Source organism: Novosphingobium jiangmenense (genome assembly GCF_015694345.1).
Lineage (GTDB): Bacteria > Pseudomonadota > Alphaproteobacteria > Sphingomonadales > Sphingomonadaceae > Novosphingobium > Novosphingobium jiangmenense.
Genome location: NZ_JADQDC010000013.1, coordinates 82,814 through 109,745, shown reverse-complemented (window position 1 = coordinate 109,745; position 26,932 = coordinate 82,814). Strand labels below are relative to the sequence as shown.

Annotated in this window: 25 protein-coding genes; 12 read left to right on the top strand and 13 right to left on the bottom strand. The window is 64.7% G+C overall.

The genetic code is table 11. The features are described from left to right. A partial coding sequence (locus I2488_RS16620) for a glucuronate isomerase (protein ID WP_196276927.1) occupies positions 1-301 on the bottom strand: 301 nt, incomplete at its 3' end. Between the two features lie 214 nt (positions 302-515). Between I2488_RS16620 and manD the strand changes: the two genes are divergently transcribed. From manD to I2488_RS16605, 3 genes are read left to right on the top strand one after another with little or no spacing between them, the layout of a single operon-like run. Further along, complete coding sequence (gene manD / locus I2488_RS16615) at positions 516-1,724, top strand: D-mannonate dehydratase ManD (protein WP_196276926.1); 1,209 nt, start codon at positions 516-518, stop codon at positions 1,722-1,724. 28 nt (positions 1,725-1,752) lie between these two features. Then, complete coding sequence (locus I2488_RS16610; RefSeq protein ID WP_196276925.1) at positions 1,753-3,270, top strand: hypothetical protein; 1,518 nt, start codon at positions 1,753-1,755, stop codon at positions 3,268-3,270. Continuing rightward, positions 3,271-4,170 carry a sugar kinase gene (locus I2488_RS16605; RefSeq protein ID WP_196276924.1) on the top strand — a complete coding sequence of 300 codons (900 nt, stop codon included), beginning with the start codon at positions 3,271-3,273 and terminating at the stop codon, positions 4,168-4,170. Between the two features lie 280 nt (positions 4,171-4,450). On the opposite strand, the gene I2488_RS16600 is transcribed toward I2488_RS16605, so the two are convergent. The 6 genes from I2488_RS16600 to dapA form a co-directional block, all read right to left on the bottom strand. Beyond that, on the bottom strand, positions 4,451-6,892 hold the full coding sequence (locus I2488_RS16600; RefSeq protein WP_246465729.1) for a hybrid sensor histidine kinase/response regulator: 2,442 nt from the start codon (positions 6,890-6,892) through the stop codon (positions 4,451-4,453). Next, a complete protein-coding gene (locus I2488_RS16595) occupies positions 6,892-7,452 on the bottom strand; it encodes a DUF2062 domain-containing protein (protein ID WP_196276923.1) in 561 nt (186 codons plus the stop codon). The genes I2488_RS16600 and I2488_RS16595 overlap by 1 nt, the downstream gene beginning before the upstream one ends. 107 nt (positions 7,453-7,559) lie before the next feature. Next, on the bottom strand, positions 7,560-8,042 hold the full coding sequence (gene smpB, locus I2488_RS16590; protein ID WP_196276922.1) for an SsrA-binding protein SmpB: 483 nt from the start codon (positions 8,040-8,042) through the stop codon (positions 7,560-7,562). A 48-nt stretch (positions 8,043-8,090) separates the two neighbouring features. Then, positions 8,091-8,321, bottom strand: coding sequence for a type II toxin-antitoxin system HicB family antitoxin (locus I2488_RS16585; RefSeq protein ID WP_246465728.1), 231 nt, complete (start codon positions 8,319-8,321; stop codon positions 8,091-8,093). Continuing rightward, on the bottom strand, positions 8,321-8,563 hold the full coding sequence (locus I2488_RS16580) for a type II toxin-antitoxin system HicA family toxin (RefSeq protein ID WP_196276920.1): 243 nt from the start codon (positions 8,561-8,563) through the stop codon (positions 8,321-8,323). Before I2488_RS16580 ends, I2488_RS16585 begins: the two co-directional genes overlap by 1 nt. Further along, complete coding sequence (dapA, locus tag I2488_RS16575) at positions 8,563-9,444, bottom strand: 4-hydroxy-tetrahydrodipicolinate synthase (protein ID WP_196276919.1); 882 nt, start codon at positions 9,442-9,444, stop codon at positions 8,563-8,565. Before dapA ends, I2488_RS16580 begins: the two co-directional genes overlap by 1 nt. 100 nt (positions 9,445-9,544) lie before the next feature. Here dapA and I2488_RS16570 point away from each other — a divergent pair, with 100 nt between their 5' ends. Further along, positions 9,545-11,563 carry a lytic transglycosylase domain-containing protein gene (locus tag I2488_RS16570; RefSeq protein WP_196276918.1) on the top strand — a complete coding sequence of 673 codons (2,019 nt, stop codon included), beginning with the start codon at positions 9,545-9,547 and terminating at the stop codon, positions 11,561-11,563. A 34-nt stretch (positions 11,564-11,597) separates the two neighbouring features. Here I2488_RS16570 and I2488_RS16565 read toward each other — a convergent pair whose 3' ends face one another. Next, entirely contained in the window at positions 11,598-12,083 is a 486-nt protein-coding gene (locus I2488_RS16565) for a hypothetical protein (protein ID WP_196276917.1), read from the bottom strand. Between the two features lie 128 nt (positions 12,084-12,211). Here I2488_RS16565 and greB point away from each other — a divergent pair, with 128 nt between their 5' ends. Genes greB through I2488_RS16545 form a run of 4 tightly spaced genes read left to right on the top strand, consistent with a single transcriptional unit; the run spans position 12,212 to position 14,001 of the window. Next, a complete protein-coding gene (gene greB, locus I2488_RS16560) occupies positions 12,212-12,697 on the top strand; it encodes a transcription elongation factor GreB (RefSeq protein ID WP_196276916.1) in 486 nt (161 codons plus the stop codon). A gap of 16 nt (positions 12,698-12,713) precedes the next feature. Next, entirely contained in the window at positions 12,714-13,343 is a 630-nt protein-coding gene (locus tag I2488_RS16555) for a phosphoglycerate mutase family protein (RefSeq protein WP_196276915.1), read from the top strand. Then, on the top strand, positions 13,343-13,522 hold the full coding sequence (locus I2488_RS16550) for a DUF4169 family protein (RefSeq protein ID WP_196276914.1): 180 nt from the start codon (positions 13,343-13,345) through the stop codon (positions 13,520-13,522). Before I2488_RS16555 ends, I2488_RS16550 begins: the two co-directional genes overlap by 1 nt. Next, positions 13,519-14,001 carry a hypothetical protein gene (locus I2488_RS16545; protein WP_196276913.1) on the top strand — a complete coding sequence of 161 codons (483 nt, stop codon included), beginning with the start codon at positions 13,519-13,521 and terminating at the stop codon, positions 13,999-14,001. The genes I2488_RS16550 and I2488_RS16545 overlap by 4 nt, the downstream gene beginning before the upstream one ends. A gap of 109 nt (positions 14,002-14,110) precedes the next feature. On the opposite strand, the gene I2488_RS16540 is transcribed toward I2488_RS16545, so the two are convergent. Further along, the gene (locus tag I2488_RS16540) at positions 14,111-14,782 is read right to left on the bottom strand and encodes an outer membrane protein (RefSeq protein ID WP_196276912.1); all 672 of its coding nucleotides are present in this window, start codon (positions 14,780-14,782) and stop codon (positions 14,111-14,113) included. 244 nt (positions 14,783-15,026) lie between these two features. Between I2488_RS16540 and rlmN the strand changes: the two genes are divergently transcribed. Next, complete coding sequence (gene rlmN / locus I2488_RS16535) at positions 15,027-16,319, top strand: dual-specificity RNA methyltransferase RlmN (RefSeq protein ID WP_425492417.1); 1,293 nt, start codon at positions 15,027-15,029, stop codon at positions 16,317-16,319. A gap of 4 nt (positions 16,320-16,323) precedes the next feature. Here the strand turns inward: rlmN and I2488_RS16530 are convergent, their stop codons facing one another. After that, the gene (locus I2488_RS16530) at positions 16,324-19,002 is read right to left on the bottom strand and encodes an EAL domain-containing protein (RefSeq protein ID WP_196276910.1); all 2,679 of its coding nucleotides are present in this window, start codon (positions 19,000-19,002) and stop codon (positions 16,324-16,326) included. 95 nt (positions 19,003-19,097) lie between these two features. On the opposite strand from I2488_RS16530, the gene I2488_RS16525 reads away from it, so the two are divergent. The 3 genes from I2488_RS16525 (at position 19,098) to I2488_RS16515 (ending at position 23,171) form a co-directional block, all read left to right on the top strand. Next, positions 19,098-19,928, top strand: coding sequence for an alpha/beta fold hydrolase (locus I2488_RS16525; protein ID WP_246465727.1), 831 nt, complete (start codon positions 19,098-19,100; stop codon positions 19,926-19,928). Between the two features lie 82 nt (positions 19,929-20,010). Continuing rightward, entirely contained in the window at positions 20,011-21,321 is a 1,311-nt protein-coding gene (locus tag I2488_RS16520; RefSeq protein ID WP_196276909.1) for an FAD-dependent oxidoreductase, read from the top strand. A gap of 101 nt (positions 21,322-21,422) precedes the next feature. Next, positions 21,423-23,171: an N-acyl-D-amino-acid deacylase family protein gene (locus I2488_RS16515; RefSeq protein ID WP_196276908.1), complete on the top strand. Its 1,749-nt coding sequence runs from the start codon at positions 21,423-21,425 to the stop codon at positions 23,169-23,171. 54 nt (positions 23,172-23,225) lie between these two features. Here the strand turns inward: I2488_RS16515 and I2488_RS16510 are convergent, their stop codons facing one another. From I2488_RS16510 to fabG, 3 genes are all read right to left on the bottom strand, one after another. Further along, positions 23,226-24,668 carry a globin-coupled sensor protein gene (locus I2488_RS16510; protein ID WP_196276907.1) on the bottom strand — a complete coding sequence of 481 codons (1,443 nt, stop codon included), beginning with the start codon at positions 24,666-24,668 and terminating at the stop codon, positions 23,226-23,228. Between the two features lie 166 nt (positions 24,669-24,834). Next, a complete protein-coding gene (gene dnaN, locus I2488_RS16505; protein ID WP_196276906.1) occupies positions 24,835-25,962 on the bottom strand; it encodes a DNA polymerase III subunit beta in 1,128 nt (375 codons plus the stop codon). 204 nt (positions 25,963-26,166) lie between these two features. Then, positions 26,167-26,931 carry a 3-oxoacyl-[acyl-carrier-protein] reductase gene (fabG, locus tag I2488_RS16500; protein WP_196276905.1) on the bottom strand — a complete coding sequence of 255 codons (765 nt, stop codon included), beginning with the start codon at positions 26,929-26,931 and terminating at the stop codon, positions 26,167-26,169. Position 26,932 lies beyond the last annotated feature (1 nt).

Here is a 26,932-nt window from a genome sequence, read left to right as displayed (position 1 = left end):
ACGCTTGCGCAAACAACCGCCAAGCCGCACGCGGATCGACACCACGATTGCGCACGCCCAGATCCTCGAGCGCCACCCCTTGCGAATAGAGCATGCGGAAGACGTAGTGATCGGGCACCAGCAACAGCTCGGTCGCATTGCCGAAGGTCTCGTTACCCGCAAACCAGCGCGGATCGGTGTGCCCGTGCGGACTGACAATCGGCAGCCCAGCCACGCTCGCATACAACTCTCGCGCCATCGCGCGCACCGATGGCTCGGCCGGAAACAGACGGTCAGGGTGAAGCTCAAGATTGCGGGGCATTTCCAGTCTCTCGATTGTCCGGTCGATCACGCGTTGGCCCGCAGTCCGTCATGGCCGGATCTTCGCACGGCGCAAACCGCCTTGCAAAGCCGGCATGGCGAGCGGCCTGCCGCATGAACTTTTCGGTATTACCAATTTTTCCGAACTTGACAGACCGGAATTGGTCAGTCAATCGGTATTACCACATTACCGGCGTCAAAAGCGAGTTATGCCCATGAAGATCACCGCCGCCCGCGTCATCGTCACCTGCCCGGGTCGCAATTTCGTCACGCTCAAGATCGAGACCGATCAGGGCGTCTACGGCATCGGCGATGCGACCCTCAACGGCCGCGAACTTTCGGTCGTCGCCTATCTGCAGGAGCATGTCGTGCCCTGCCTGATCGGCATGGACCCGCGCCGGATCGAGGACATCTGGCAGTATCTCTATCGCGGCGCCTACTGGCGGCGCGGCCCTGTCACCATGCGCGCCATTGCGGCGGTCGACATGGCGCTGTGGGACATCAAGGCCAAGATGGCCGGCATGCCGCTTTACCAGTTGCTCGGCGGGCGCAGCCGTGACGGGATCATGGTCTATGGCCACGCCAACGGTTCGGACATCGCCGAGACGGTCGAGGCCGTCGGCCACTATATCGACATGGGCTACAAGGCGATCCGCGCCCAGACCGGCGTGCCCGGCATCAAGGATGCCTATGGCGTGGGCCGCGGCAAGCTCTACTACGAACCCGCCGATGCCTCGCTGCCCTCGGTCACCGGTTGGGACACGCGCAAGGCGCTGAACTATGTACCCAAGATGTTCGAGGAGCTGCGCAAGACCTACGGCTTCGACCATCACCTGCTGCACGACGGCCACCACCGCTACACCCCGCAGGAAGCCGCCAACCTCGGCAAGATGCTCGAGCCCTACCAGCTGTTCTGGCTGGAGGACTGCACCCCTGCCGAGAACCAGGAAGCCTTCCGGCTCGTCCGCCAGCACACCGTCACCCCGCTGGCCGTGGGCGAGATCTTCAACACCATCTGGGATGCCAAGGACCTGATCCAGAACCAGCTGATCGACTACATCCGCGCCACCGTCGTCGGCGCCGGCGGCCTTACCCACCTGCGCCGCATCGCCGATCTTGCAAGCATGTATCAGATCCGCACCGGCTGCCACGGCGCGACCGATCTCTCGCCGGTAACGATGGGCTGCGCGCTGCACTTTGACACCTGGGTCCCCAACTTCGGCATCCAGGAATACATGCGCCACACCGAAGAGACCGACGCCGTCTTCCCGCACGACTACTGGTTCGAAAAGGGCGAGCTCTTCGTCGGCGAAACCCCCGGCCACGGCGTCGATATCGACGAGAAGCTGGCCGCCAAGTACCCCTACAAGCCCGCCTACTTGCCCGTCGCCCGACTGGAAGACGGCACGATGTGGAACTGGTGAGACAATAACGAGAACTGGCGAGGACAGGATGAAAAAGGCATTTCTTGCGGCGACCGCACTGGTCGCCCTCACCGGCGCGGCCGCGTCGCCGACCCCTTCGCTCCAGCTTGGCACGCTGGCCAAGCTGGGCACGGTCAGCGATCGCTACCAGGCCTACAATATCGAGATGGTCGAGGTGACTGGTGGCCGTTTCTGGGCGCCCTATGGCGGTCCGGCAGACGAGCGCTACCGCCAGCGCCCGCCGATCGACCTGACCGATCCGAAGCTGGTCGCCCTCGCCAGGGCGCTCGGCCCCAGCCTTGTCCGCGTCAGCGGCACCTGGGCCAACAACACCTATCTCGAAGCGGAGGGCGAGCATCTCAGCTCTCCGCCCGCAGGCTTCGTGCAGGTGCTGACGCGCGATCAGTGGAAGAACGTCGTCGCCTTCTCGAAGGCGGTCGACGCGCCCATCGTTACCAGCTTCGCCGTCAGCAACGGCACGCGCGATGCCAATGGCGTATGGACGCCTGCGCAGGCCCAGCGCCTTGTCGACCTCACCCGCGAGGCCGGCGGCACCCTCTACGCCGCCGAGTTCTTCAACGAAGCCAACATGCCCAGCGCTGCGCCGCAGATGCCCAAGGGCTACACGGCGGCCAACTACGGCGCCGAATTCCGCCTGTTCCGCGATTGGGCGCGCAAGGCCGTGCCGGAGATGAAGATCCTCGGCGTCGGCGGCGTCGGCGAAGCGGGCCTGCTCAAGGACGTGCCGGTGCCCGCCGAAATGGGCAGCCATGTCAGCAGCGAAGACATGATGCAGGCCAATCCGGACAGCGTCGATGCGGTGTCGTACCACTTCTATGGCAGCGTCTCGCAGCGCTGCCTTGGCCTTGGCATCGGCACGGCCCAGAAGCAGGACGCGTTGACGGCCAAGTGGCTCGACCTGACCGTGCGTGATTACCGCTACTACGCGGCCCTGCGCGACAGGTTCGAACCCGGCAAGCCCGTGTGGAACACCGAGACCGCACAGGCCGCTTGCGGTGGCTCCCCTTGGGCGTCGACCTTCCTCGATACCTTCCGCTACCTCAACCAGAACGCCGCGCTAGCCCAGCAGGGGCTGCAGGTGGTCATGCACAATACGCTGGCAGCCAGCGACTACGCGCTGATTGACCGTGACACCCTGACTCCGCGGCCCAATTACTGGGCAGCGGTGCTGTGGAAGCGCACGATGGGCAGCACTGTGCTTGCCTCGCCGAAGTCGCCCTCGCCTGCACTGCGCCTCTATGCCCATTGCCTTGCCGGCAAGCCCGGCGGCGTTGCGGTCATGGCGCTCAACACCGGCGAGGCCGCGCAGAAGATCAACCTCGGCGGCAAGGGCCTCGGCTGGACGATGACCGGTCAGCCGCTCGACACCCGCGCCGTGCTGGTCAACGGCAAGGCTCCGGCCCTGACAGCCGACTTCAAGCTGACCGGGCTGGACGGTACAGCAGTGCCCTCCGGCGTCACCGTCCCCGGCCACGCAGTCGCGTTCTATGCCGTGCCGGGCGCGGCCAATCCGGCCTGTCGCTGAATGCGGGCGGTCCTTGTCGGCGAAGCCATGCTCGAGCTGTCGCGTGACGGCTCGGGCCAGGGGCCTTCCGGCTGGCGGCTCGGGTATGGCGGCGATACGCTGAACACCGCGATCCATCTGGCGCGCGGCGGCATCGATACGGCCTACCTGACCGCGCTCGGCACGGACCCGTTCAGTGCCGATCTCCGCGCGCAATGGGCCGCAGAAGGGCTCGACACCGGCCTCGTCCTTGCCGACCCGCAGCGCAACCCCGGTCTCTATGCCATCACTACCGATGACGTGGGTGAGCGCAGCTTCACCTACTGGCGTGGCGAAAGCGCCGCCCGCCATCTGTTCGACTGTGCGGGCATCGGTGCCGCACTGGAAACTGCGGCAGACGCCGATCTCCTGGCCTTCTCGCTGATCTCGCTCGCCGTCCTGCCCCAACGCGGCCGCGAAGCCCTGCTGGCGCTGGCGGGCACGGTCCGCGCGCGGGGCGGACTGGTCGCGTTCGACGGCAACTACCGTCCCCGCCTCTGGCCGAACCCGGCGGTGGCGCGGGCCATGCGCGATGCGGCCATCGCCGTCGCGCACATCGGCCTGCCGACGCTGGAGGACGAAACGATGCTCTCGGGCAAGACCGACGCTGCTGCGGTCGCCGCCCACTGGCAAGGCCTTGGCTGTGCGGAAACAGTGGTGAAGCTCGGCGCGCAGGGTTGTCTCCTGCCCGGTGGCGAAACCGTTGCGCCCGAACGCGTGCTGGCCCCGGTCGACACGAGCGGGGCCGGAGATGCCTTCAACGCCGGGTACCTTGGCGCCCGCCTGCGCGGGCAGGCTCCCGCACTGGCGGCAAGGGAAGGTCATGCGCTGGCGGGCTGGACGATCATGCGCCGCGGCGCGATCCCGCCGCGCGAGGACTGAGCCACTGCCGCCAGAATGGAACTATCGCGGCTTTCCTACACCGGCGGGCTTGTGCAGGTTCGTTCGGCTCCTTGAAAAGTCGATCTCCGGCACGCTCGCCCTGTCCTGCCGCTTCTCCCGCCGCCGTTGTCGGCAGAACAGTCCAAGCGCCGCCACCGCCTTTCCCCTTTCCGTTTGAAACCGGAGGGTTGCGCGCATCTGCCATCCGCATCGCGCGGGATGACGGAATTTCTCTGGACAGTGTAAACCCCGTAAACCCCCGTTCACATATGCGAACGGATTAGCGCGAACGCAGCACGTTTTCCACTGCGTCGCAGATCTGCTGGACCGAGAAGGGCTTGGCCAGGAAGTGCATGTTGGGGATGTCGATCTCGCGCCGCAGCTGCTCCTCGGCATAGCCCGACATGAACAGGAACGGCATCTGCGGGCGCAGGGCGCGGATCTCGCGGGCCATCGCCGGGCCGTCCATCGTCGGCATGACCACGTCCGACACCACCAGGTCGAAGCTGCCCTTGCCGATCGCCTCCAGCCCTTCCTCGCCGTCGGCGGCGGTGGTCACTTCATACCCCTGCCGCACCAGCGCGCGTTCGGCCACGGCGCGGACGGTGTCCTCGTCCTCGACCAGCAGGATGCGCCCGCCGCCCGCCCACTCGCGCTTCGGCTCGGCCTTTGCGGCAGGACGCGCCAGCGTCTCGGCGGCATCGGGCACGTGGACCGGCAGGTAGATGCTGAACCGCGTGAACTTGCCCACCTCGCTCTCGGCAAAGATGAACCCGCCCGATTGCTTGACGATGCCGTAGACGGTGGAGAGGCCAAGACCGGTGCCCTTGCCCTTTTCCTTGGTGGTGAAGAACGGCTCGAAGATCTTGCCGATCTGCCCCGGCTTGATGCCGTGGCCGTTGTCCTCGACCACCAGCGCCGTGTAGTCGCCCACCGGGAGGATCTCGCTCTTCATTGCCCGCACGTCGGCGGCGGTGACGCGGCGGGTCATCAGCTTGACTACGCCGCCACCCTTGGCGCCCGACGCGGCAAGCTTGTCGCTGATCGCGTCGCGGGCGTTGACGGCGAGGTTGAGCAGGACCTGCTCGAGCTGCGTCGGGTCGGCGCGGACAAAGCCGAGATCGCGGTCGTGGGTGACTTCGAGCGTGATCTTCTCGCCGATCAGCCGCTTCAGCAACGCGGAAACCTCAGCGACCACATCGGGCAGCTGCAGCACCTGCGGGCGCAGCGTCTGCTGCCGCGAGAAGGCGAGGAGCTGGCGGGTGAGCGAGGCCGCGCGGTTCGAGTTGGCCTTGACTTGCTGGATGTCGTCGTAGTCGCTGTCGCCCGGCGTGTGGCGCATCAGCATGAGGTCGCAATAGCCGATGATCGCGGTGAGCACGTTGTTGAAATCGTGCGCAACGCCGCCCGCCAGCTGCCCCACCGCCTGCATCTTGGTGGCCTGCGCAATCTCGCGCTTGAGCCGGGTCTCCTCGGACGAGTCCTTGAGGCTGAGCAGCACCGCCCCCTCGCCCAGCCCGCGCACGCCGGCAAGGCTGAGCGAGACCGGCTCGTCGGGCGCGGCGCGCAGGCGCACGGCAACATCGCCCGCGGTCGCCTGCCCCTGCGCATAGCGGCGCACGGCATCGACCAGCGCGCCCTTGTCCTCCTTGATCACAAGGTCCGACGGGTATGGCGGCGGGATGGTGTCGTCGTGTCCGGCAGCGCGCAGGAACGCGGCGTTGGCAAAGAGGAAGCGCCCGTCGCGGTCGGTCATGGCAAGGCCGAGCGGCAGGCGGGCCAGCAGCGCCTCGATCTGGGGCAGGCCCGCCGTGACGTCGCCGATGCCTTGCCCGAAACCGCCGTTGTCGATCAGCAGGAACAGCGATGTGGTGCGCGCAGGGTCGGTGTTGGCGACGCCATCAGGGTCGGCCACCGGCACGTGGACGAGCTTGACCGGCGTGCCCTTGCGACCCTCGCGGGCATAGTAGATGCGGTCGCTTTCGTCGCTGGCAAGGAACGAGACGAAATCGGCGCCCGCCATCTGCGCGCTGACCGAGCCGGTCGCTCGCTGGGCGAAGGCGGAATTGGCGGCGAGGATAACGCCCTCGGGCGAGACGACCGCTGCCTGGAGTCCTTCGCGTGCCAGCGCACGCCCGACCTTGCCGGCGATGTGTCCGGCCATGTCGGCGACGAGGTCTTGCGTCACGACCGGAGCGAAGCGCCAGACGAGATAGTCGTCCCCGCGCCCGACGCGCGAAATCTCCGCGCGCCAGGTGCCTTCGGTGGAAGCGAGGCCATCCGCGCTTGCGGCTCCATCGCGCCACGCCGCGCGAGTGGCGGCCTCAAGCAGTTCGACCGAGCCGCGCTCCAGCGGCAAGCGCGGCGGTGCAGCGGACACGCCGAACCACTGGCTCATCAACCCGTTGGCACAGACCAGCCGCCCGGCACGGTCGGTGATCGCAATGCCGACATCGTCGCGCGCGATGGCTGCGCTGGTGACGGTCCAGTCGGGGATGGCGAAGTCCTGCTCGGCCTCGCGCTGGCCCGGACGGATCGCCAGACGCAGGGCCAGACCGATTGCGGCGACGCCGCCGACGAAACCGGCGGCGAGCAATGGCTGGCCGGAGATGCCCCACAGCGCCGCAGAGCTGGCCGCCACCGCACCGCCAAGCATGAGCCAGTCGCGCAGGGGGATGGCCTGAGTGCCCACGTCCCCCGCATCGCCGCTCGCAACCGGCATCAGTCGGGGAAGTCCCGCGCGGCGGCACGAGCCTTGCGCACCTTGCGCTTGTGCGCTGTCCACCAGCGCCAGCCGAAGGCAGAGATGACGTAGCCAACACCGGCCGAAACGACCGAGATCAGGAACAGGCCGATGACGAGCGAGGGCGCGGCATCGGACCCCAGCCAGGCCAACCACTCACCAATCCCCGCCCCCTTGGTGACGAGCGCGTGGACCGTGGAAAAATCGGCGTGGAAGCCGAAGCTGTTGCCGACCGCGATTGCGCCCGGCAGGAACACGAAAAGCGTCGTCGGCGGGATCGAGATGAAGGTCATCAGCACGGCGAGCGGGATGTTGCCGCGGCACGGCACGCACATCAAGGCCGCGCCGACGATCTGCACGCCGGGGATCAGCGCGAAGATGCCGATGAACAGGCCAGCCGCAACCCCGCGCGGCACCGAACGGCGGGTGAAGCGCCACAGTTCATGGCGTGCGGCGAGCGGACGCGCGAAGCGGTTCTGCTCCATCTGCTCGCGCGTCGGCATGTTGGCCCGCGCCCAGTTGACGATCCGCTCGAACATTACGCGCCTGTTGTACCCGTTTCCCGTCCGCCCCGCCACGGGCCCATTTGTGCGCACTAGACCGGATTTCCTTGCCGGTCGGTGAAGTGGATCACCGCTGCAGTGACTTATCCGTGGTCCTTCATGATCCGCGCCTTGTCCCGCTTCCAGTCGCGATCCTTGATCGTGGCGCGCTTGTCGGCAACGTTCTTGCCCTTGCACAGCGCGAGCTCGACTTTCGCGCGGCCCCGGCTGTTGAAATAGATCGACAGCGGCACCAGCGTCATGCCCTTGCGCTCCACCGCGCCCGTAAACTTGGCGATCTGGCGCTCCTTCAGGAGCAGCTTGCGCGGGCGCTTGGGCACGTGGTTGAAGCGGTTGCCGTGGCTGAATTCGGGCACGTTGGAATTGACCAGCCAGACTTCGCCGCCCTTCACCTCGGCATAGCTTTCCGCGATCGAGCCCTCGCCGAAGCGCAGCGACTTAACCTCGGTTCCGGTCAGGCAGATGCCCGCCTCGTACTTCTCCTCGATGAAATACTCGAAGCGGGCGCGCCGGTTCTCGGCGACGATCTTCTTCTTGTCGAATTCTGGATGAACGGGACGAGCCATGATGCGGCTGCATGTAGTGTGTGCAGCCGAAATGTGAAAGGGATTGGTTCAGGCGTAAATGCGACGTGGCGGATTTGCTGGCGCCGGGATCGGACGCCCCGCCTCTACCGCAGCCTCTATCCAGCATCCGATCGCATCATAGATCGCTGTCAAAGCCTGATCCGGTGTGTCACCATCGGCCAGACAGCCCTCCAGTTCCGGAGCATAAGACACGAAGCCGCCACCAAGGCTTGCGGCCAGCGGTTCGACATACACTCTATAATCTGAGACCTGAGGCATCATTTGCGTTCCAGTTCGTCAACCATCTGTAGCAGCAGACGAATGTAGATAGCCTTAATCGGTCTTCGCGCGGGAATGGTCAAGATGCCCGCTATCGCGGGATGATAGAGCTTGTAGTGCGAACCTCGCTTCGGGGCCGAGCAGGCGATGCCCCACATCCGGCAAACTTTCTCGACATCCCCGAGACTCCAGTCCCGGGGATTGTTGCGCATGGCATCGAGAAGCTTGTCCGCCGCGACCATCAGATAAGGCCGGCATGCTCCAGCGCTGCGTCGACCTTGGCACGCGCCTCGGCGCTGGCGGGGACGAGCGGCAGGCGCAGCTCGTCGCCGATGCCCTCGAACACGCGGGAAAGCGCATACTTTACCGGCGCAGGCGATGCGTCGGAGAACATCGCGTAGTGCAGCGGATAGAGCTTGTCGTTGAGCTCGCGCGCCTTTTCAAGGTCGTTGGCGGCGCAGGCGGCCTGGAATTCGGCGCAGAGCTTTGGTGCGACGTTTGCGGTGACCGAGATGCAGCCGACCGAACCTGCAGCATTGGCAGGAAGCGCCAGTTCATCGTCACCGGAAAGCTGGCAGAAGTGCTTGCCGATGCCCATGCGGTGGTCGGTAACGCGGCTGAGGTCGCCGCTGGCGTCCTTGATGCCGATGATCTTTTCAGGATAGCGCTTGGCCAGTTCGCAGACGGTTTCCGGCAGGATGTCGGTCACCGTGCGGCCGGGCACGTTGTAGAGCACGATCGGCAGCTCGTTGTGCTCGGCAAGGTAGCTGAAGTGGGCAATGATGCCCGCCTGGCTCGGCCGGTTGTAGTAAGGCGCGACGCAGAGCGCGGCCTGGGCACCGCACTTCTTCGAGAAGTTCATGTGCAGCAGGGCGTTCATCGTATCGTTGCTGCCGCAGCCGGCGATCACCGGAACGCGGCCCGCAGCCTGTTCGACGCAGACTTCGATGACGCGGTGGTGCTCGGCATTCGACAGGGTCGAGGCCTCGCCGGTGGTGCCGCAGGGGACGAGGCCCGACGATCCGTTCTCGATCTGCCAGTCGACGAGGCGACGAAACGCTTTCTCGTCAAACGCTCCATCGCGAAATGGAGTCACTAGGGCCGGAATCGAGCCGGAAAACATGGACAATACCCCTCGGTTTACCCCATGATGCGGTTCGGTTCATCGTGATCCGAACCCATGGGGGCGCTGTTCAGCGCGTGATAAGGAGCCGCTCCATAGTATGTCCGGCATGGACGTGAAAGCCTTGATGTTGCGCTGGGGGTTTGCCGGGGTTCTGCTCCAGACGGTAGTCGCCTCGAGCGCCGTGCACGCGAGTGGCGCTGACGGTGCCGATGGTTCCGACTGGGACCGCGCCCGCGCCAACCTGACCGCCAGCCAGGGTGGCCCGATGATGGCGGCGGTGGAACGATGGAAGCTGCTGTCCAGTTCCAACCGCTTCGGCTTCTCGGACTATTCCAGCTTCGTCCTGTCCTATCCCGGCTTTCCCGACGAGGAGAAGCTGCGGCGCTATGCCGAACTTTCGCTCGAGCGGGACTTTGCCGAGCCTTCGCGGCTGGTCGCCTATTTCAGCCAGAAGCCGCCGCTGACCAACCTTGGCCGCGCGCAATATGCGCTGGCTTTGACGCAACTCGGGCGGCCCGAGGCCCGGGAAGCTGCGCGAGCGGCATGGCGCGGCGGGGCGATGACCGATGCGGCAGAGACGGCGCTGCTCTCGGCATGGGGCACCAGCTTCACGCCCGACGATCACGACGCGCGGATGGACGCGCTGCTGTGGTCCGGCGCTACCGATCAGGCGGCGCGGCAGATCGTGTGGGTCAGCCCGGCACGCAAGGCGATCGACGCGGCGCGGCTGGCGGCGATGCAGGGTGGCGATCCCTACCCGGCGCTGTCGGGTGTGCCCGCGCAGCAGTTCAATGCCGATCCGGGCTTCATCTTCCAGCGCGTGCGGCAGTTGCGCAAGTCCGGCCAAGGCGCGGCGGCGCGCGATCTGCTGGCCAACCGCCCGCTGCTGGCGCGGCAACCGCTGGACCGCGACAAGTGGGTCGAGGAACTGCTCGTCAACGCGCGTGGTGCCGCGACATCGGGCGATGCGCGCTCGGCGATGCGGATTGCCGCGGGGATCGACGATGCCTTTGCGCCGGGCGAGGACGTCAGCCAGCTCAACTATGGCCTGCGTGACGATTACACCTCGCTGATGTGGCTGGGCGGCACGCAGGGATACTTCAACACTGGCGACTTTGCCGGGGCGGCGCCGCTGTTTTGGCGCTATGGCGCGGCGGCACGTACGCCGGGGACGCGCTCGAAAGGCTTCTACTGGGCCGGAAAGGCGGCGGCGCGCGCGGGGCAACAGGCCGAGGCGCGGCGCTATTTCGAGATGGCGGCGCAGTATGGCGACCAGTTCTATGGCTTGCTTGCGCTGGAGCGGCTGGGCCGACCGGTGCCGCAATATGCCAAGGATTCGGACGTGCAGGTCCCGGCGGACGAGCGCAGCCGATTCTACAGCCAGCCGCTGACGCAGGCCGTGCGCGAAGTTGCCCGCAATGGCGACTGGAAGACGACCGTGCGCTTCTTCAAGGAAGTGGCCGAGCAGCAGCAGAGCGAAGCGCAGCACATGATGGTGGCGAACCTCGCGCGCGAGCTGGGGCGGCGCGATCTCGGCGTTATCGTGGGCCAAGCGGCGGCGGCGCGCGGCTACCTCGATTTCCAGCACATCGCCTTCCCGCTAATCCCGGTGCCTCCGGGCTACGAGAGCAAGTGGACCGGCATCCACGCGATCAGCCGCCAGGAAAGCCAGTTCGCGCAGAACGCGGTCAGCCACGCCGGGGCGCGCGGGCTGATGCAGCTGATGCCGGGGACCGCGAACGAACAGGCGGGCAAGCTCGGCCTGTCGTACAACGCCTCGTCACTGACGCAGGATGCCGGGTATAATATCCAGCTCGGCTCAGCCTATTTCCAGCGGATGCTCGATTACTACAACGGTTCGTGGCCGCTGGCCGTGGCGGCCTATAACGCTGGCCCGGGCAACGTGAACAAGTTCCTGCGCGCCAACGGCGACCCGCGCAACGGCGGGATCGACTGGGTGGAATGGATCGAGAAAATCCCCCTCTCCGAAACTCGCAACTACGTCCAGCGTGTGCTGGAAAACGCAGTGGTCTATGAGGCGATGAACCCGCAGTATGCGAGCTATCGGGGGAGCAATCCGATGAGCTACTTTATTGGGAAGCGGGAGCCGGGGTGAGGGAGAAACTTCCGGGTTAGTCGGTTAAGTTTTTCTAGACTAGTTTACCAGACGTAATTTTGGCAGCTTGCCCTGGGGATAACTTTCCAGTGAGTACTCCAACAACTCCAACTATTGCCAACAGGCCTATCGTAAGCATAGACCGAGAATTCTCATTATTATCCTTATTGATATCCCTCATTATTTTCAATGCCTCCATCGTTTTATCGGATATCTCTTTGATAAGTTCTTCCGTTTGCGCCTTCTCCGATAGAATTTTCAGATTTTCAATTAACGAGTTCACTACCTCGAGAACAGCCTTCTGAGACTCACCAGCTGACTTCATTGAATCGCTAACTGCTCGCAAAAAATCAGGGATAATTTTCACAACATCAGGCACAATTTTTAAAACTTCAATGAACTCCTCTTTACTCAGATCTCCGGCTGAAGCAGCTTTCATCAATTTTTCGCGATCTGCGTACGTTGCCTCGGATAAATTTTTAATTTTGTACTTTTCTTCAATATTCGACTGCAATGACATGGATTGTACCTTATTTGCTATCCTATATCTTGGGTAGAGGTAACACCACATCGGGACATTTCCAAGCGCACAAATTGATCAAAGCGACTACTCTTAGGCAAATTGAACGACAACGGAATGAGCACCCCATGAAGCCTGACGGCCACCCCATAACCCCCGCCGGATTTGCCGCCTTGCGTGCGCGCTATGACCATCTGCTGGGCACCGAGCGGCCTGCGATTGTCGAGATCGTCAGCTGGGCGGCCGGGAATGGCGATCGGTCGGAGAACGGCGATTATCTCTATGGGCGCAAGCGGATGCGGGAGATTGATCGGGAGCTGGCGTTCCTCGCGCGGCGGATGAAGGCGGCGCGGGTGGTCGATCCTCGCGCCCAAGAGGATCGGACGCGGGTGCTGTTCGGGGCCTGTGTCGAGATTGCCGACGAGGACGACAACCGCAAGGTGCTGACGCTGGTCGGCGATGACGAGCAGGATGCCTCGAGGGGGCTGATCGGGTGGAGCGCGCCTATCGCCAAGGCCTTGCGCGGAGCGCGGGTCGGGGATTTGCGCGTGGTACGGCTGCCTTCGGGCGAGAAGGAGTGGGAAATCATGAGCGTTTCCTATCCCGACGCCTGACGCTATGAGCGTTCCCATGAAACGGGGTCGCTTCTACATCATGCGCCACGGCGAGACGGTCTATAATGCGACGCGTCGGCTGCAGGCGAACCATATCCATACGCCACTGACGCGGCAGGGCTTCGAGCAGGCGGTGGCGATGGGCTGCGCGCTGCGGCGGGAACTGGGCGAGCGGCCGCAAGTGACGCTGCACATCTCCGACACCGGACGCGCCTTGCAGACGGCGGCGCTGATTGCCGAGGAACTGGGGCTCGACTGGTTTGCGGGACGGCGGACCATGGATCTCAAGGAGATCGACATGGGATCGTGGTGCGGCCGGTCGTACAGTGATGTCGAGGACGAGGTCGGCCCGATCGTGATCGAGGACCACCTGCTGCGCCCGGCGCCCGATGGCGAGGACTATCCGATGATCGCGGCGCGCCTCAACCGCTGGCTCGATGGGCTGGCGGACGAGAGCGGCGATCACATCGTCGTCATGCATGGCATTTCCAGCCGGGTGTTGCGTGGGATCATGGCGGGCTATCCGGTCCATCCCGCCCACGGCGCGCCGATTGCGCCCTCGCTGGTGCAAGGCTCGATCGCCTTGGTGGAGAATGGCGAGGAGCGCGTGTTCCATGGCTCCGAGCGCGGGATCGAGCACGCCTGATGGGCGATGTCGTCAACCTGCGGAGCGTGCGCAAGGCCAAGGCGCGGGTCTCGCGCGAGGTGGAGGCGCAGGCCAACCGGGCGAAGTTCGGGCGGACCAAGGGTGAGAAGCTGCGCGAGGCTCAGGAAGCCGAACGCCTAGGCAAGACACTCGACGGTGCGAAACGGGAGGAGCCGTGAGGCGGCTGCTGGTTCTGGCAGCGCTGGTGCTGGGTGGGACGGCGGTGGCGCGCGACAGCCTTGGCGTGTTCGGCACCTGGGGGGCGTTCCGCGATCCGGGCGTGCCGCGCTGCTATGCCATTGCGATGGCCGAGAAAGTTAACGGGCGAGAGCAGACGTTCCAGCCCTACTTCACGGTTGGCTACTGGCCCAAGCGGGGCATTCGCGGGGCCGTCCACGTACGGCTGGCGCGGCGGTTGGCGCCGGGTTCGTCGGTCAACGTATCGTTCCCCGAAGCGAACTTCACCCTGCAGGCGGGGCAGGCCGATGCCTGGCCGATGGACCAGCGGGCCAATGCCGGGATCATCGCCGCGATGCGCAGTGCGCCCCGGGTGGTGGTGACGGCGCAGGGGGCGGATGGGCGGAGGTTCCGCGATGTCTATGCGCTCTCCGGCGCAGCCTCGGCGATGGATGCGGCGGCGCTAGGGTGTGCGAGTTAGGGCAGCGGCTCCCCTGCCCACCCCCGGCCCCTCCCGCTTGCGGGAGGGGAGACAAGCGAAAAGGGCGAGCCTTGCGGCCCGCCCTTCCCTTTGCTTGTCAGCGCGACGCTTAGAAGCGGACGCCGACGCCAGCCGTCACCGAGTGACGGTCGGTGTCGATGTTGAAGCGGCTCGAGTCCGGCGTGTCGCCGTTGAAGTCGAATTCGCCCTTGCTGTAGTTGGCGTACTTGTATTCGAGCTTCACGAAGGCGTTGCTGCCGATCTTCTGCTCAACACCCGCGCCGACGCGGTAGCCGTCGGTGTCGAGGCGCTGGCGCAGGTTGGTGGTGCCGTCAGTGCCCTGCAGGTTGTAGCGGGCATTGCTGTAGCCACCCTTGAGGTAGACCATCGTGCTCGGGCTCATCGCGTAGCCGAGGCGGGCACCGAAGTAGTACTGGCGACCGGCATCGACGCGGCCGAGGTTGAACACGTTGGGCTGGTCATTGTTGTTGTCCCAGCTGGCGCTGCTGTCGGTGATTTCGGCTTCGGCACCGGCAACGAGGTTGGTGCCGAGCGGGATGTCGTAACCGATCGCGCCACCGTACTCGACGCCGTCGATCGACTGCTTGAGATTGCGGGTGTTGTCGACGTCCTCGGTGCTGCCCGAGCGGTTATGGTCATAGCCGACGAGAGCTTCGGCGTGGAAACCGCTGAACGCCTCGGCAGGGGTGGCGTCCTGCGCGTACGCAGGGGCGGCGGCGATGGCGGTGCCGGCGGCGAGGATTGCGCAGATCTTCTTCATGTCTCACTCCATTCGAAACTTCCTGCCGGTTCTGTTGTCGATTGCGACCCGACAGTGACCGGTGGAATGAGCGGAACTGCATCCGGTTTCCTGAACCTCACACAACAGGAAACCGTGACATTTCAGCCACATAATTTGCGACAGTTGGAGCTTGATGCGGGATGGACAGCGGGAACCACGGCGAGCGCAATGCGTTCGCGCGGCCCGGTTTGCTTGTGACACCACGAATCACTATATGCGCGCGATGCAGAGCCAGATCGATCCCAGCCCCTCGCTTCCCGTCAACATGCCCATCGCCGGGCATGTCGATCCCGTGCCAGTGCCGCGCGAAGTGACGCCGCGCGAGGATGGTCGCGTCGACCTTATCGGCTTGCCCAAAAAGCAGATTGCTTCCCTGTTCGAAACAGCAGGCCTTGATGCAAAGGCGGCCAAGCTGCGCGCCAAGCAGGTGTTCCACTGGCTCTACCATCGCGGCGTGACCGAGTTCGAAGCGATGACCGACATTGCCAAGACCATGCGTCCGTGGCTGGCCGAACGGTTCGTGATCGGACGGCCGGAGATCGTCGAGGCGCAAGTCTCGACCGACGGCACCCGCAAGTGGCTGCTGCGCACGGCGGACAAGCACGACTTCGAGATGGTGTTCATCCCCGACGCCGACCGCGGCACGCTGTGCGTTTCGAGCCAGGTGGGCTGCACGCTCAATTGCCGGTTCTGCCATACCGGAACGATGCGCCTGGTGCGCAACCTGACGCCGGGCGAGATCGTCGGCCAGGTCATGCTTGCGCGCGACGCGCTGGGCGAGTGGCCGAAGAGCGCCAGTGACACGCGCCTCGCCACGATGGCCGGTCTTGATGACGAGGAGGACGAGAGCGCCTATTCCTCGGACGGACGCCTGCTCACCAACATCGTGATGATGGGCATGGGCGAACCGCTCTACAACTTCGACAACGTGCGCGACGCGCTCAAGCTGGTCATGGACGGCGATGGACTCGCGCTGTCGAAGCGCCGCATCACGCTTTCGACCAGCGGCGTGGTGCCGATGATGGAACGTTGCGGCGAAGAGATCGGGGTGAACCTGGCGGTCTCGCTCCACGCGGTGACCAAGGACGTGCGCGACGAGATCGTGCCGATCAATCGCAAGTACGGCATCGATGAACTGCTGCAGGCCTGCGCCGACTATCCCGGCGCTTCGAACGCCCGCCGCATCACCTTCGAGTACGTGATGCTCAAGGACAAGAACGACAGTGACGAGGATGCGCGCGAGCTTGTCCGTCTGATCCGCCAGTACAAGCTGCCGGCCAAGGTCAACCTGATCCCGTTCAACCCTTGGCCGGGCGCGCCTTACGAATGCTCCAGCCCCGAGCGCATCAAGAGCTTCGCCAACATCGTGTTCGAGGCGGGCATCAGCGCGCCTGTGCGCACCCCGCGCGGGCGCGACATCGATGCGGCTTGTGGCCAGCTGAAGACTGCGGCCGAGAAGAAGAGCCGCGCCGAATTGGACCGGTTGGCCGAGGAGAAGATGGCCGCGCTGGACTGACCGCTCAGCCGACCTTGCGCTGGATGACTGCCTCGGGCTCGCTTGCTGGCGAAGCGATGCCTGATACCGCCGCAATGCGGCCTGCCTCGTCGAGGCGAAGCGGCATCGAGAATTCCACGCCCATGCGGTCGTCGTTGGACCAGCGGCAGGTTGCCGTGACCGCGTGATTGTCGGCCAGCAGGACGCGGAAGATCGTGCCGGGCGGCACGTTCCACAGCCCTTCAATGAGCGCGCCGGTCTGGCTGATGTTGCGGACCATCGCATTGTAGCGGTGGCCGCCATGATCGAGCACGACCTTGCGCAGCATCGACTGGCGCGCGGCGCGAGCTGACCGGGGCCCCTGCGCGATGGCCATGAGGCCAGTCGAGAGACGGGCCGCAGCATTCATCGACGAGAGCGGCCGCTCATAGATGTAGCCCTGCACGTGGCTGCAGCCGAGCATGCGAACGAGATCGAGTTCGTCGAGGGTTTCCACGCCTTCCGCCGTCGTTTCCATCCCGAGCGCTTCGGCGAGGCTGACGATCGATGCGATGATCGCGCCGTTGCGGCTGCCGGGCTGGGTTGCGCCACGCACGAAGCTCTGGTCGATCTTGATCTTGTCGAACGGGGCCGAGCGAAGATAGCCGAGCGAAGAATAGCCGGTGCCGAAGTCGTCGAGTGCGAGCCGCACGCCGATGGCCTTCAGCGACTTGAACATCTGGTCGGTGCCCTCGTCATCGTTGAGGAACACGCTTTCGGTAATCTCCAGTTCGAGCCGTTCAGCGGCCACTTGCGAACTTGCCAGTGCATTGGTGACGATCACCGGGAGCGAGGGATTGGCAAACTGGAGCGGCGAGACGTTGACGGCTACGCGCACGTTCTCCGGCCAGCGTGACAGATCCTGGCACGCGGTGCGCAAGGCCCATTCGCCGATCGGGGCAATGAGGCCCGTGTCCTCGGCGATGGGAATGAAACGGCTCGGGCTGATCCAGCCATGTTCCGGATGGTTCCAGCGCAGCAGCGCCTCGAAGCCCGTAATCTTCTCGGTCGCGGTCTGCACGACGGGTTGGTAGTAAAGTTCGAGGCCGCCGTTGGAGACCGCATCGCGCAGGTCTTCCTCCATCTGGCGGCGCTCTTCCGCATCGCTGTGGAGGTCAGGCGCGTAGAAGTGGAAGCGGCCGCGTCCGCCATCCTTGGCCGCATAGAGGGCGAGGTCGGCGTTGCGGATCAGGGCTTCGCTGGTAACCCCATCGTCGGGCGCGAGGGCGATGCCGACCGAAGCGCCGATCATCACGCGGCTGCCTTCGATCGAATAGGGCTGCGACAGGCTCTCGATGATGCGATGGGCCAGATGGCCAAGTTGCTCGCGCTCGATCTTGCCGGGCAGGATGACCTGGAATTCGTCGCCGCCGAGCCGTCCGACCCGGCCCATCTTGCCGACCACGCGTTCCAGCCGCTGCGCCACCTGCTTGAGCAAGGCATCGCCAGCGGGATGGCCGAGCGTATCGTTGACCTGCTTGAAGCGATCGAGATCCAGCAGGAACACGGTGCAGGCGCGGTGGTGCAGTTGCGGCGCCAGCAGGATCTTCTCCAGCGTCTGCGACATGCGGAAGCGGTTGGACAGGCCGGTCAGCGAATCGAAATGCGCAAGGCGCGAGGCATGCTCCTGCGACCGGCGCTTCTCGGTGAGATCGGTGCCCGAGCCGCGAAAGCCGGTGAAGTTGTTGAAGGTATCGTAAGTCGGGCGGCCAGTGATCGACCACCAGCGCTCCTCGTCCGTTGTCGCCGCGCGCACGGCAAGCTCGCTGAAGCCTGAGCGGGCCGAAAGGTGGAAGGCAAGCGTGCGTTCGCCCTCGCCCGATTGTTCCGACAAGTTGAAAAGCTCGGAAAACGGGCGACCGATCAGGTCGTCGACCTTGCGCCCGAGAATATCGGCAACCGGCGAGGAGAGATAGGTAAGCTGTCCACGCCGATCGGTCTCCCAGAACCAGCCTTGGCCGGTCTCTTCATAATCCGAGAGGATTTCCTGCGCGCGCGTCGATGCGCGCTGATCGCTTTCCTGCTTCTCACGCAGGAGAAGATCGATCTTCCGCTGGCGGAGATAGGCGGCAATGGCGATGCCCACGCCGATGACGAGAGAGAAGTAGCCGCCGAACGAGCTGACCACGCAAGTGATGCCGGACCAGATCGAGACCTGCGCGGCAAGAACGCCGACGAGGCGCCCTGACTGGACCACGGTAGCCAGCAGGGACACGGTTGCCACTGCTACCAGGCAGAAGAACCAGTCGATCTGTCCCGAACTGCCCCAGGCTCCCATCGCCGAGCCGAACAGGAACATCGGCAGCGCGACAGCAACCCCCATCAGCGCCATGCGCTGTCCTGTTTCCAGCCGGTTCTGTGCCTCGTAGCGGACGGCCAATCTCGACAAGTGCGCCGCAATCGAGGCGAGTACCGCGAGAAACGCGGCGGGCGCGTAGGGTATCACGAGATGGTAGGCACTGATCGCCAGAGGGAAGAGCAGCAGGGCATAGGCCATCTGTGGCCATTCCGGAGCGATCAGCCGATTGGTCGAATCACTTCCGAACAGGAAGCTTGCACCGGCTTCGACGGGCGCGGGCGCGACGAGGCGCTCGCGGCGGCGGGTCCTGGCAAAATCGCGGGTTGCAGGCCCCTTCGTCGTTTCGGATGCAACATCTGCGGACATGTCCGGCTTTTGCACGCATGGGCTTTGAGAAAGCGTTAAGCCCGACCCCATCAGATACTTTTGCTGCGAGTGCGAAGGTGCTACGCCCCGTGGCCATGGCAGGGGTTAAAGTGCAAGAGATGCCGCAGACAGCGATGATCGGAGCAGGCGGGCGGCGATTCCACGTCGTCCGGTGGCACCAAGGAGCGGGGGCAGAGCGGCATCGTCCGCTGCTGCTGCTCAACGGCATCGGCATGAACATCGAACTGCTTGCCCCTCTGGCAAGGAGCCTGCCGGAACGCGAAGTGATCGGCATCGACATGCCTGGCATCGGCGCATCACCCGATCCGATCCTGCCCTATACCATGCCGAGCATGGCGCTGACCGTGGCAACGTTGCTGGACAGGCTCGGCGTCGAAGCAGTCGACATTCTCGGCATCAGCTGGGGTGGCGCCTTGGCCCAGCAGTTCGCGTTCCAGCATCGCGCGCGCACCGGCAGGATCGTTCTTGCCGCGACGGCCGCCGGGGCGACCATGGTGCCGGGCAATCCGGCCATGCTGGCCCACCTGTCCGACCCGCGCGAATACACGGTCGAGCGCACGCTGCGGCGGAACCTCGCTTCGATCTACAACGGCGGCGGCAGCGGCAAGGTTTCGCTCAATGCAGCCAAGGCGCCCTCGCCGCTGGGGTTCTCGTACCAGATGATGGCCTTTGCCGGATGGAGCAGTCTGCAGTTCCTGTCGCTGCTCGACATGCCGGTGATGATCATGGCGGACGAGGAGGACCAGCTGGTGCCGCCATCGAACGCGCACTTGCTGCACAATGCCATTCCCGGCAGCCGGATCGAGATGTTCCACGGCGGTGGCCACCTGTTCATGCTCTCGCAACGCGACCGTTTCATCGAGAAAGTCCGCCCGTTCCTCGACGAGGATATCCACCGCGACTGATATCGACCTGCCTCTCCTCGCTTTTCTTTTGGGTCCGAAGCGATAGCATCGCGGAAAGACTCGATCAGCCTGAGGAGAGGGCATGCGGCATATCGCGATCGTCGGTTCGGGACCGGCCGGGTACTACACCGCGGAAGCCGCGCAGAAGCAGTGGGGCGAGGACGTCCTCATCGACATCTTCGACATGTTGCCGGTGCCCTACGGCCTGATCCGCTTCGGCGTGGCGCCCGATCACCAGTCGATCAAGGGCGTGACCCGCCGCTATGAACAGACCGCGCTGGCCGAAAACGTTCGCTTCGTCGGCAATGTGAAGGTTGGCGAGGACGTTTCGATTGCCGAGCTGCAGGATCTGTACGACGCGGTGGTGCTCGCGACGGGTGCGCCGCGTGACAAGGACATCGGCATCCCCGGCGATCACCTGAAGAACGTCTTCGGCAGTGCGGCCTTCGTCGGCTGGTACAACGGCCACCCCGAGTTCGCCGCCCTCGATCCTGACCTGTCAGGGCATACGGCTGTCGTCATCGGTATGGGCAACGTCGCGCTCGACGTGACGCGCATCCTTTCCAAGACGCGTGAGGAATTCGCCGGGAGCGATATCGTTGCCCATGCGCTCGAAGGCCTGATGGCATCGAAGATCAAGCGCATCGTCATCCTCGGGCGGCGCGGGCCGCACCAGATCATGATGACGCCCAAGGAACTGGGCGAACTGGGCCACCTATCCCGCACCGCGCCATGGGTCGATCCGAGAGACCTGCCCGAGGAAGTGGAGGACGCGCTGCTGGAACCCGGCATCCGCAAGTCCGTGACACATCTGCGCTCGTTCGCGGCCATCCCGGAAAGCCACCGTGCCGACCTGCCGCTCGAGGTGGAGTTCGATTTCTTCGCCTCGCCCCGTGGCCTCATCGGCGAAGGCAAGGTGCGGGCGATCTCGGTCGAACGGACGCGCATCGAGGCGGGGCGCGCGGTGGGAACGGGCGAGTTCTACGAAATCCCGGCCAACCTCGTGATCTCGTGCATCGGCTATCAGACCTCGCCGATCGAGGGCGTGCCGTTCGACGATCGCGCCGGACGCTTTGCCAATGACGAAGGGCGCATCCTGCCTGGCCTCTATTGCGTCGGCTGGGCGCGGCGCGGGCCTTCGGGCACGATCGGCACCAACCGTCCCGATGGCTTTGGCGTCGTGGAAATGATCGCCGAGGACTTCCCGCAAAACCAGCGCAAGAGCGGACGCGAGGGCTTCGACGCCCTGGCGGCTGCGCGCAAGCTCGATGTCGTCAGCTTCGACGAATGGAAGAAGATCGAGGAAGCCGAGACCTCCCGCGCGCGCGACGATGCCCCGCGCGAAAAGTTCGTCGATGTCGACGAGATGATCCGGGCGAGCGGTCACGATTGACGCAATGCGTTGACCTTGTCTTGAAGCTCTGACTTAATCGCCCGGTTAACGCGACAGGCCGCCGCTGCGAGTCGGCCTGCGCGGGGAGAAGGAGCGAGCCCATGCCTGCCTACGACCTCATCATCCGCAATGGCACGATAGTCGACGGGACCGGAGCGCCGCGCTTCGTCGGCGACGTGGCCGTGAAGAACGGGCTTGTCGCTGCCGTCGGCACGGTGCGTGGCGATGCCGCCGAGGAAATCGATGCCACGGGCCGCGTCGTCGCTCCGGGCTGGGTGGACGTACACACGCACTACGATGGTCAGGCGACCTGGGATGCCGAGATGGCGCCATCATCATGGCACGGCGTGACCACGGTGGTCATGGGCAACTGCGGCGTGGGCTTTGCGCCGGCAGCGCCGGATCGGCATGACTGGCTGATCGGCCTGATGGAAGGCGTCGAGGACATTCCGGGCACGGCTCTGGCCGAAGGCATGACCTGGGATTGGGAGACCTTCCCCGAATACCTCGATTCCCTTGAGAAGATGCCGCGCACGGTGGATATCGGCACCCACGTGCCCCACGGCGCCGTGCGCGCCTATGTGCTGGGCGAGCGGGAAAAGCCCGGCGCGATCCCGACCGACGAGGACATCCGCAAGATGGCCGAGATCGTCGAGGAAGGCGTGCGCGCCGGGGCCCTCGGCTTCTCGACCAGCCGTACGGTGATCCACAAGTCGGTCGATGGCGAAGTGGTGCCGGGCACCACGGCCACGGCCGAGGAACTGATCGAGATCGGTCGCGCCATGGGCCGTGTTGGCCATGGCGTGTTCGAGATGGCATCGGACATGAAGCGCGAATGGGACGAATTTGGCTGGATGGGCGCACTCAGCCGCGAAACGGGGCTTCCGGTGACTTACGCGGCGCTGCAATCCATCGCCAAGGAACTGCCGCTGGAAGAACAGATCGCCGAAATGCGCCGCCAGAATGCGCAGGGCGCGAACATCGTTGCGCAGATCGCCCTTCGCGGCAACGGCGTGATCATGGCGTGGCAGGGCACGATCCACCCCTTCCGCTTCCGTCCGAGCTATGTGGCGATCGCCGACCTGCCGTGGGATGAACAACTGGCGCACCTCAAGGACCCGGCCTTCCGCGAGAAGGTCCTGTCGGAAGCCAATGCCTATCCTGAAAGCGACATCATCGGCCTGTTCATGATGATCGCCGAAGGCTGGCACAACCAGTTCATCATGGACGAGGGCTTCGATTACGAGCCTCAAGCAGAGGCGAGCGTGCTTGCCCGGGCCAAGGCCGCAGGCGTGGCGCCGGACGCCTATGCCTATGACAAGCTGATGGAGAACGACGGCACCGGCTTCGTCTACCTGCCGATCCTCAACTATGCCGATGGCAATCTCGATTTCCTCGAAGCGCTGCAGGCTTCGGACGACACCGTGAATTCGCTGTCGGATGGTGGTGCGCATTGCGGCACGATCTGTGACGCGGCCAGCCCGACCTTCATGCTCCAGCATTGGGTGCGTGATCGCAAGCGTGGCGGACGGATCAGTCTTGAGCATGCCGTAAAGCGTCAGTGCCATGACACCGCCCGCCTCTATGGCCTCGACGATCGCGGCATTCTGGCGCCGGGTTATCTGGCAGACATCAACGTGATCGATTTCGAGAACGTGAAGCTGCTCAAGCCGTGGCTGGCGTTCGACCTGCCGGCGGGCGGCAAGCGCCTGCTGCAGAAGGCAGAAGGCTATGACTACACGATCAAGGGCGGCAAGGTGACCTTCCGCAAGGGCGAATGGACCGGCGCCACGCCTGGCGGCCTGATCCGTGGCCCGCAGCGCGCAGACCTGCTCGAAGCCGCCGAATGACAAGACAAGGCTCGCTCCCCGATGGAGAGCGGGCCTTGCTTAAAGTGGGAATTGTCAGGCGGCTTGGCGCAAGCTGGCGTTGGAAGCAAAGTTCCCGGACTCAAGCTTGAACTGTGAGACCAGTGACGAAAGCCGGTTGGCTTCGCCTGCAAGGCTGCGTGCCGCTGCGGTAGCTTCTTCGACCATCGCGGCGTTCTGCTGGGTCATCGTGTCCATCTCGCGCACGGTCTCGCGAACCTGGCCGATGCTGCCCGCCTGATCCTGCGCCATCTTGGCAATGCTGCTGGCAAGCTCGGCAACATGGCCGACCTGCTCGACGATCAGGGCAAAGGTGTCCCCGGTCTGGCCAACGAGATTGACCCCGCGTTCCACCTGAGTGGAACTGGCGGTGATCAGGTGCTTGATGTCGCGGGCGGCATCAGCCGTGCGTTGTGCCAGCGCGCGGACTTCCGTCGCCACCACGGCAAAGCCGCGTCCGGCATCGCCCGCTCGCGCGGCCTCGACACCGGCATTGAGCGCCAGCAGGTTCGTCTGGAAGGCGATGCCATCGATCACCGAGATGATCTTGCCGATTTCCTGCGCGGAGTTGTGGATGTCGTTCATCGCCTGAACCGCTTCGCCGACCACTTCGCCGCCGCGCATGGCCTCACCATGCGCCTGCTGGACCGAGTCATGCATGTGCGCGGCATCGCCCGCAGTCGTATTGACTGTCGAGGCAAGCGCGGTAACCGCCGCCGATGCTTCCTCGAGGCTGGCCGCCTGCTGCTCGGTCCGCCGCGCCAGATCGTCCGAGGCCTGGCGGATCTGCTTGGCGCCGACATCGACCGAACTCGAAGTATCGGCGACATTGCGCAGCACACCTGAAACCTGCACCCGCATGCCATCAAGGTGCTTCTGCAATTCGGCAAAGGCGGTGGGCAGGTCCGGCACCGGCGTGGCGAAATCGCCTTCGGCCATGGCGCGCAGCGTGGCGCTGACCTCGTCGATCACGGCGATGCGCGCTGCTTCTTCAGCCTTGAAGTAGGTCGACAGCGCCACTTCCATGTCGAGCAGCGCCATCTTGATCATCGAACCGACAGAGCGGGCCAAGTGGCGCCGCCGGAACATGGCGGTGAGACCGGAGAACATCTTGTTGACGATGTTCTCCAGCACCGAGGCATAGGCGCCGATGTACCAGCCGGGCTCGAGGCCGATGCGGGCATGGACGTTACCGATGCGCTCCGCACTGTCGAAATAGGTCTTGTCGACGGAGCCGCCGAACATGCCGGCCCAGTGTTCGATCTGCTTGTCGCGGGCATGGTTCATGCCGGCGCGCGAACTGAAGAAGCGCGCCGTTTCCGGGGTACCGGAAATCTGGTCGTAGAGCTTGTCCAGTGCCGGCGGCGCGTACTTGCGCAGGGCCGCGGCTATTTCCGGAAAGCGCGCCAGGTCCTCCGCACGGATGTTGAAGAACGCCAACTTCTTGGCAACCGCCTGCGGATCATATGCACTGGCCATTCTCGGTACTCCTGTCTGGAGTCGAGATTCTCATTTTCCGCTTCAAATACGGTAACTTGGGCTGGAGTGGCACTACGGAGAGGGCAAGGAAGCGGGCGTTAACCACACCGATGTGGCAGCCTCTGCGCGAGAACGCCCGCCAGATTTCCCCTCAGGCAGTCGGCCGTCAGACCCGCATCGGCATCAGCACGTAGAGCGCAGGCGACTTTTCGTCCCGGCGGATCAGCGTCGGCGCTCCCGCATCGGCAAGATGCAGTTCGACCGTATCGCCGTCGATCTGGCTGAGGATGTCCTTGAGGTAGTTGGCGTTGAAGCCGATCTCGAAGCCGCTGGCGGCATAGCTTGCGGGCAGTTCTTCCGCCGCAGTGCCGTTGTCGGGACTGGTGACCGACAGCGTCACCCGATCGTTGTCGAGCGCCATCTTGACCGCACGGGTCTTTTCAGTGGCAATCGTTGCCACGCGATCGACGCCCTCGAAGAACGAGCGTGGGTCAAGCTTGAGCAGCTTGTCGTTGCCGGTCGGAATCACGCGGCTGTAATCGGGGAACGTGCCGTCGATCAGCTTGCTGGTCAGCACGACACCGTTCTCGCCGCCGAGCGTGAAGCGCACCTTGCTTGCCGAAAGGTCGATCAGGACCGCCGAATCCAGCACCTCTTCCAGAAGCTTGCGCAACTCGCCCACGCATTTGCGCGGCACGATCACGTCCGGCATCCCTTCGGCGCCTTCAGGCCGTCCGATGGTAAAGCGGGCCAGGCGGTGGCCGTCGGTCGCCGCAGCCTTGAGTACCGGCTGGGCATCGTCGGACACGTGCAGGAAGATGCCGTTGAGGTAGTAGCGGGTCTCTTCGGTCGAGATCGCAAAGCGCGTGCGGTCGATCAGTTCGGCCAGCGTGCGCGCCGGAATTTCGAAGCTGGTGGGCAAATCGCCCTCGACGATCACCGGGAAATCGTCGCGCGGCAGCGTCGGCAACTGGAAGCGGCTGCGACCCGCCTTGACGATCATGCGGTTGTCGGACGTTTCGAGGCTGACCTGCGAGCCATCGGGCAGCTTGCGCGCGATGTCGAACAGCAGGTGCGCCGAAACGGTGATCGCACCCGGCCCTTCGACCGAGACGGCAGCCATGGTCTCGACGATCTGCAGATCGAGGTCGGTCGCCATGACGCGGACCGTGCTGTCGGGCGCGGCCTCGATCAGCACGTTCGACAGGATCGGAATCGTGTTCCGGCGTTCGACCACCGACTGGACGTGGGACAGGCAGCGCAGGAGCGTCGCGCGTTCGATCGTCGCCTTCATTCTCGTCTCGATCCCCCCGGGAGCGGCCGGACGGCCCTGCCCCGTGAATATGGCTGAACCGGGGAATCACGCTCCCCGGCGTTTGGTTCGGACTACCTGTCTTAACGCAGAGGCGAGGCTCGGCAAGCACCGGCCCCGCCCTTGGCCCCTAAGTTGGGGATAAAACCGCCTGTTTCAGCCTGTGAAGGCCGATACGGACATCCCTCAGGACATCATCGCCATGCCGCCGTTGACGTGCAACGTCTGGCCGGTGACGTAGCCTGCTTCCTTCGAGGCGAGGTAGGCGACCGCTGCGCCGATGTCCGATCCCTCGCCCATGCGGCCCATCGGGATGCGCGCGTTGAGGGTGTCCTTCTGGCCATCGGGCAGGACATCGGTCATTGCGGTGCGGATGAAGCCGGGGGCGACGCAGTTCACGGTGACGCCGCGGCTCGCCAGTTCCTGGCCGAGCGACTTCGACATGCCGACAAGGCCGGCCTTGGCCGCTGCATAGTTGACCTGCCCCGGATTGCCGGTCGCGCCGACAACGCTGGTGATGGTGACGATGCGGCCAAAGCGCGCCTTCATCATCGGCTTGGTCGCCGCGCGCATCAGGCGGAATGCGGCCTCGAGGTTGACGCGGATCACCGCATCCCATTCCTCGTCCTTCATCCGCATGGCGAGGTTGTCCCGCGTGATGCCGGCGTTGTTCACGAGGATGTCGAGCTTGCCCAGCGTGTCCATGGCGGCCGGCACGAGATGCTCGACCTGCTCGGTGTTCGAAAGGTCACAGGTGATCTCGACGTGATCGTGACCGTAGGTGTCGTTCAATTCCTCGCGGAAGGCGCGGAGTTTGGCCGGGTTGGTGCCCGACAGCGCTATGCGCGCACCTTGCTTTGCCAGCGCGTGGCAGATCGAGGAGCCAATGCCACCGGCAGCACCGGTGACAAGCGCGGTCATGCCGCTGAGGTCGAAAAGACGGTTTTCCATG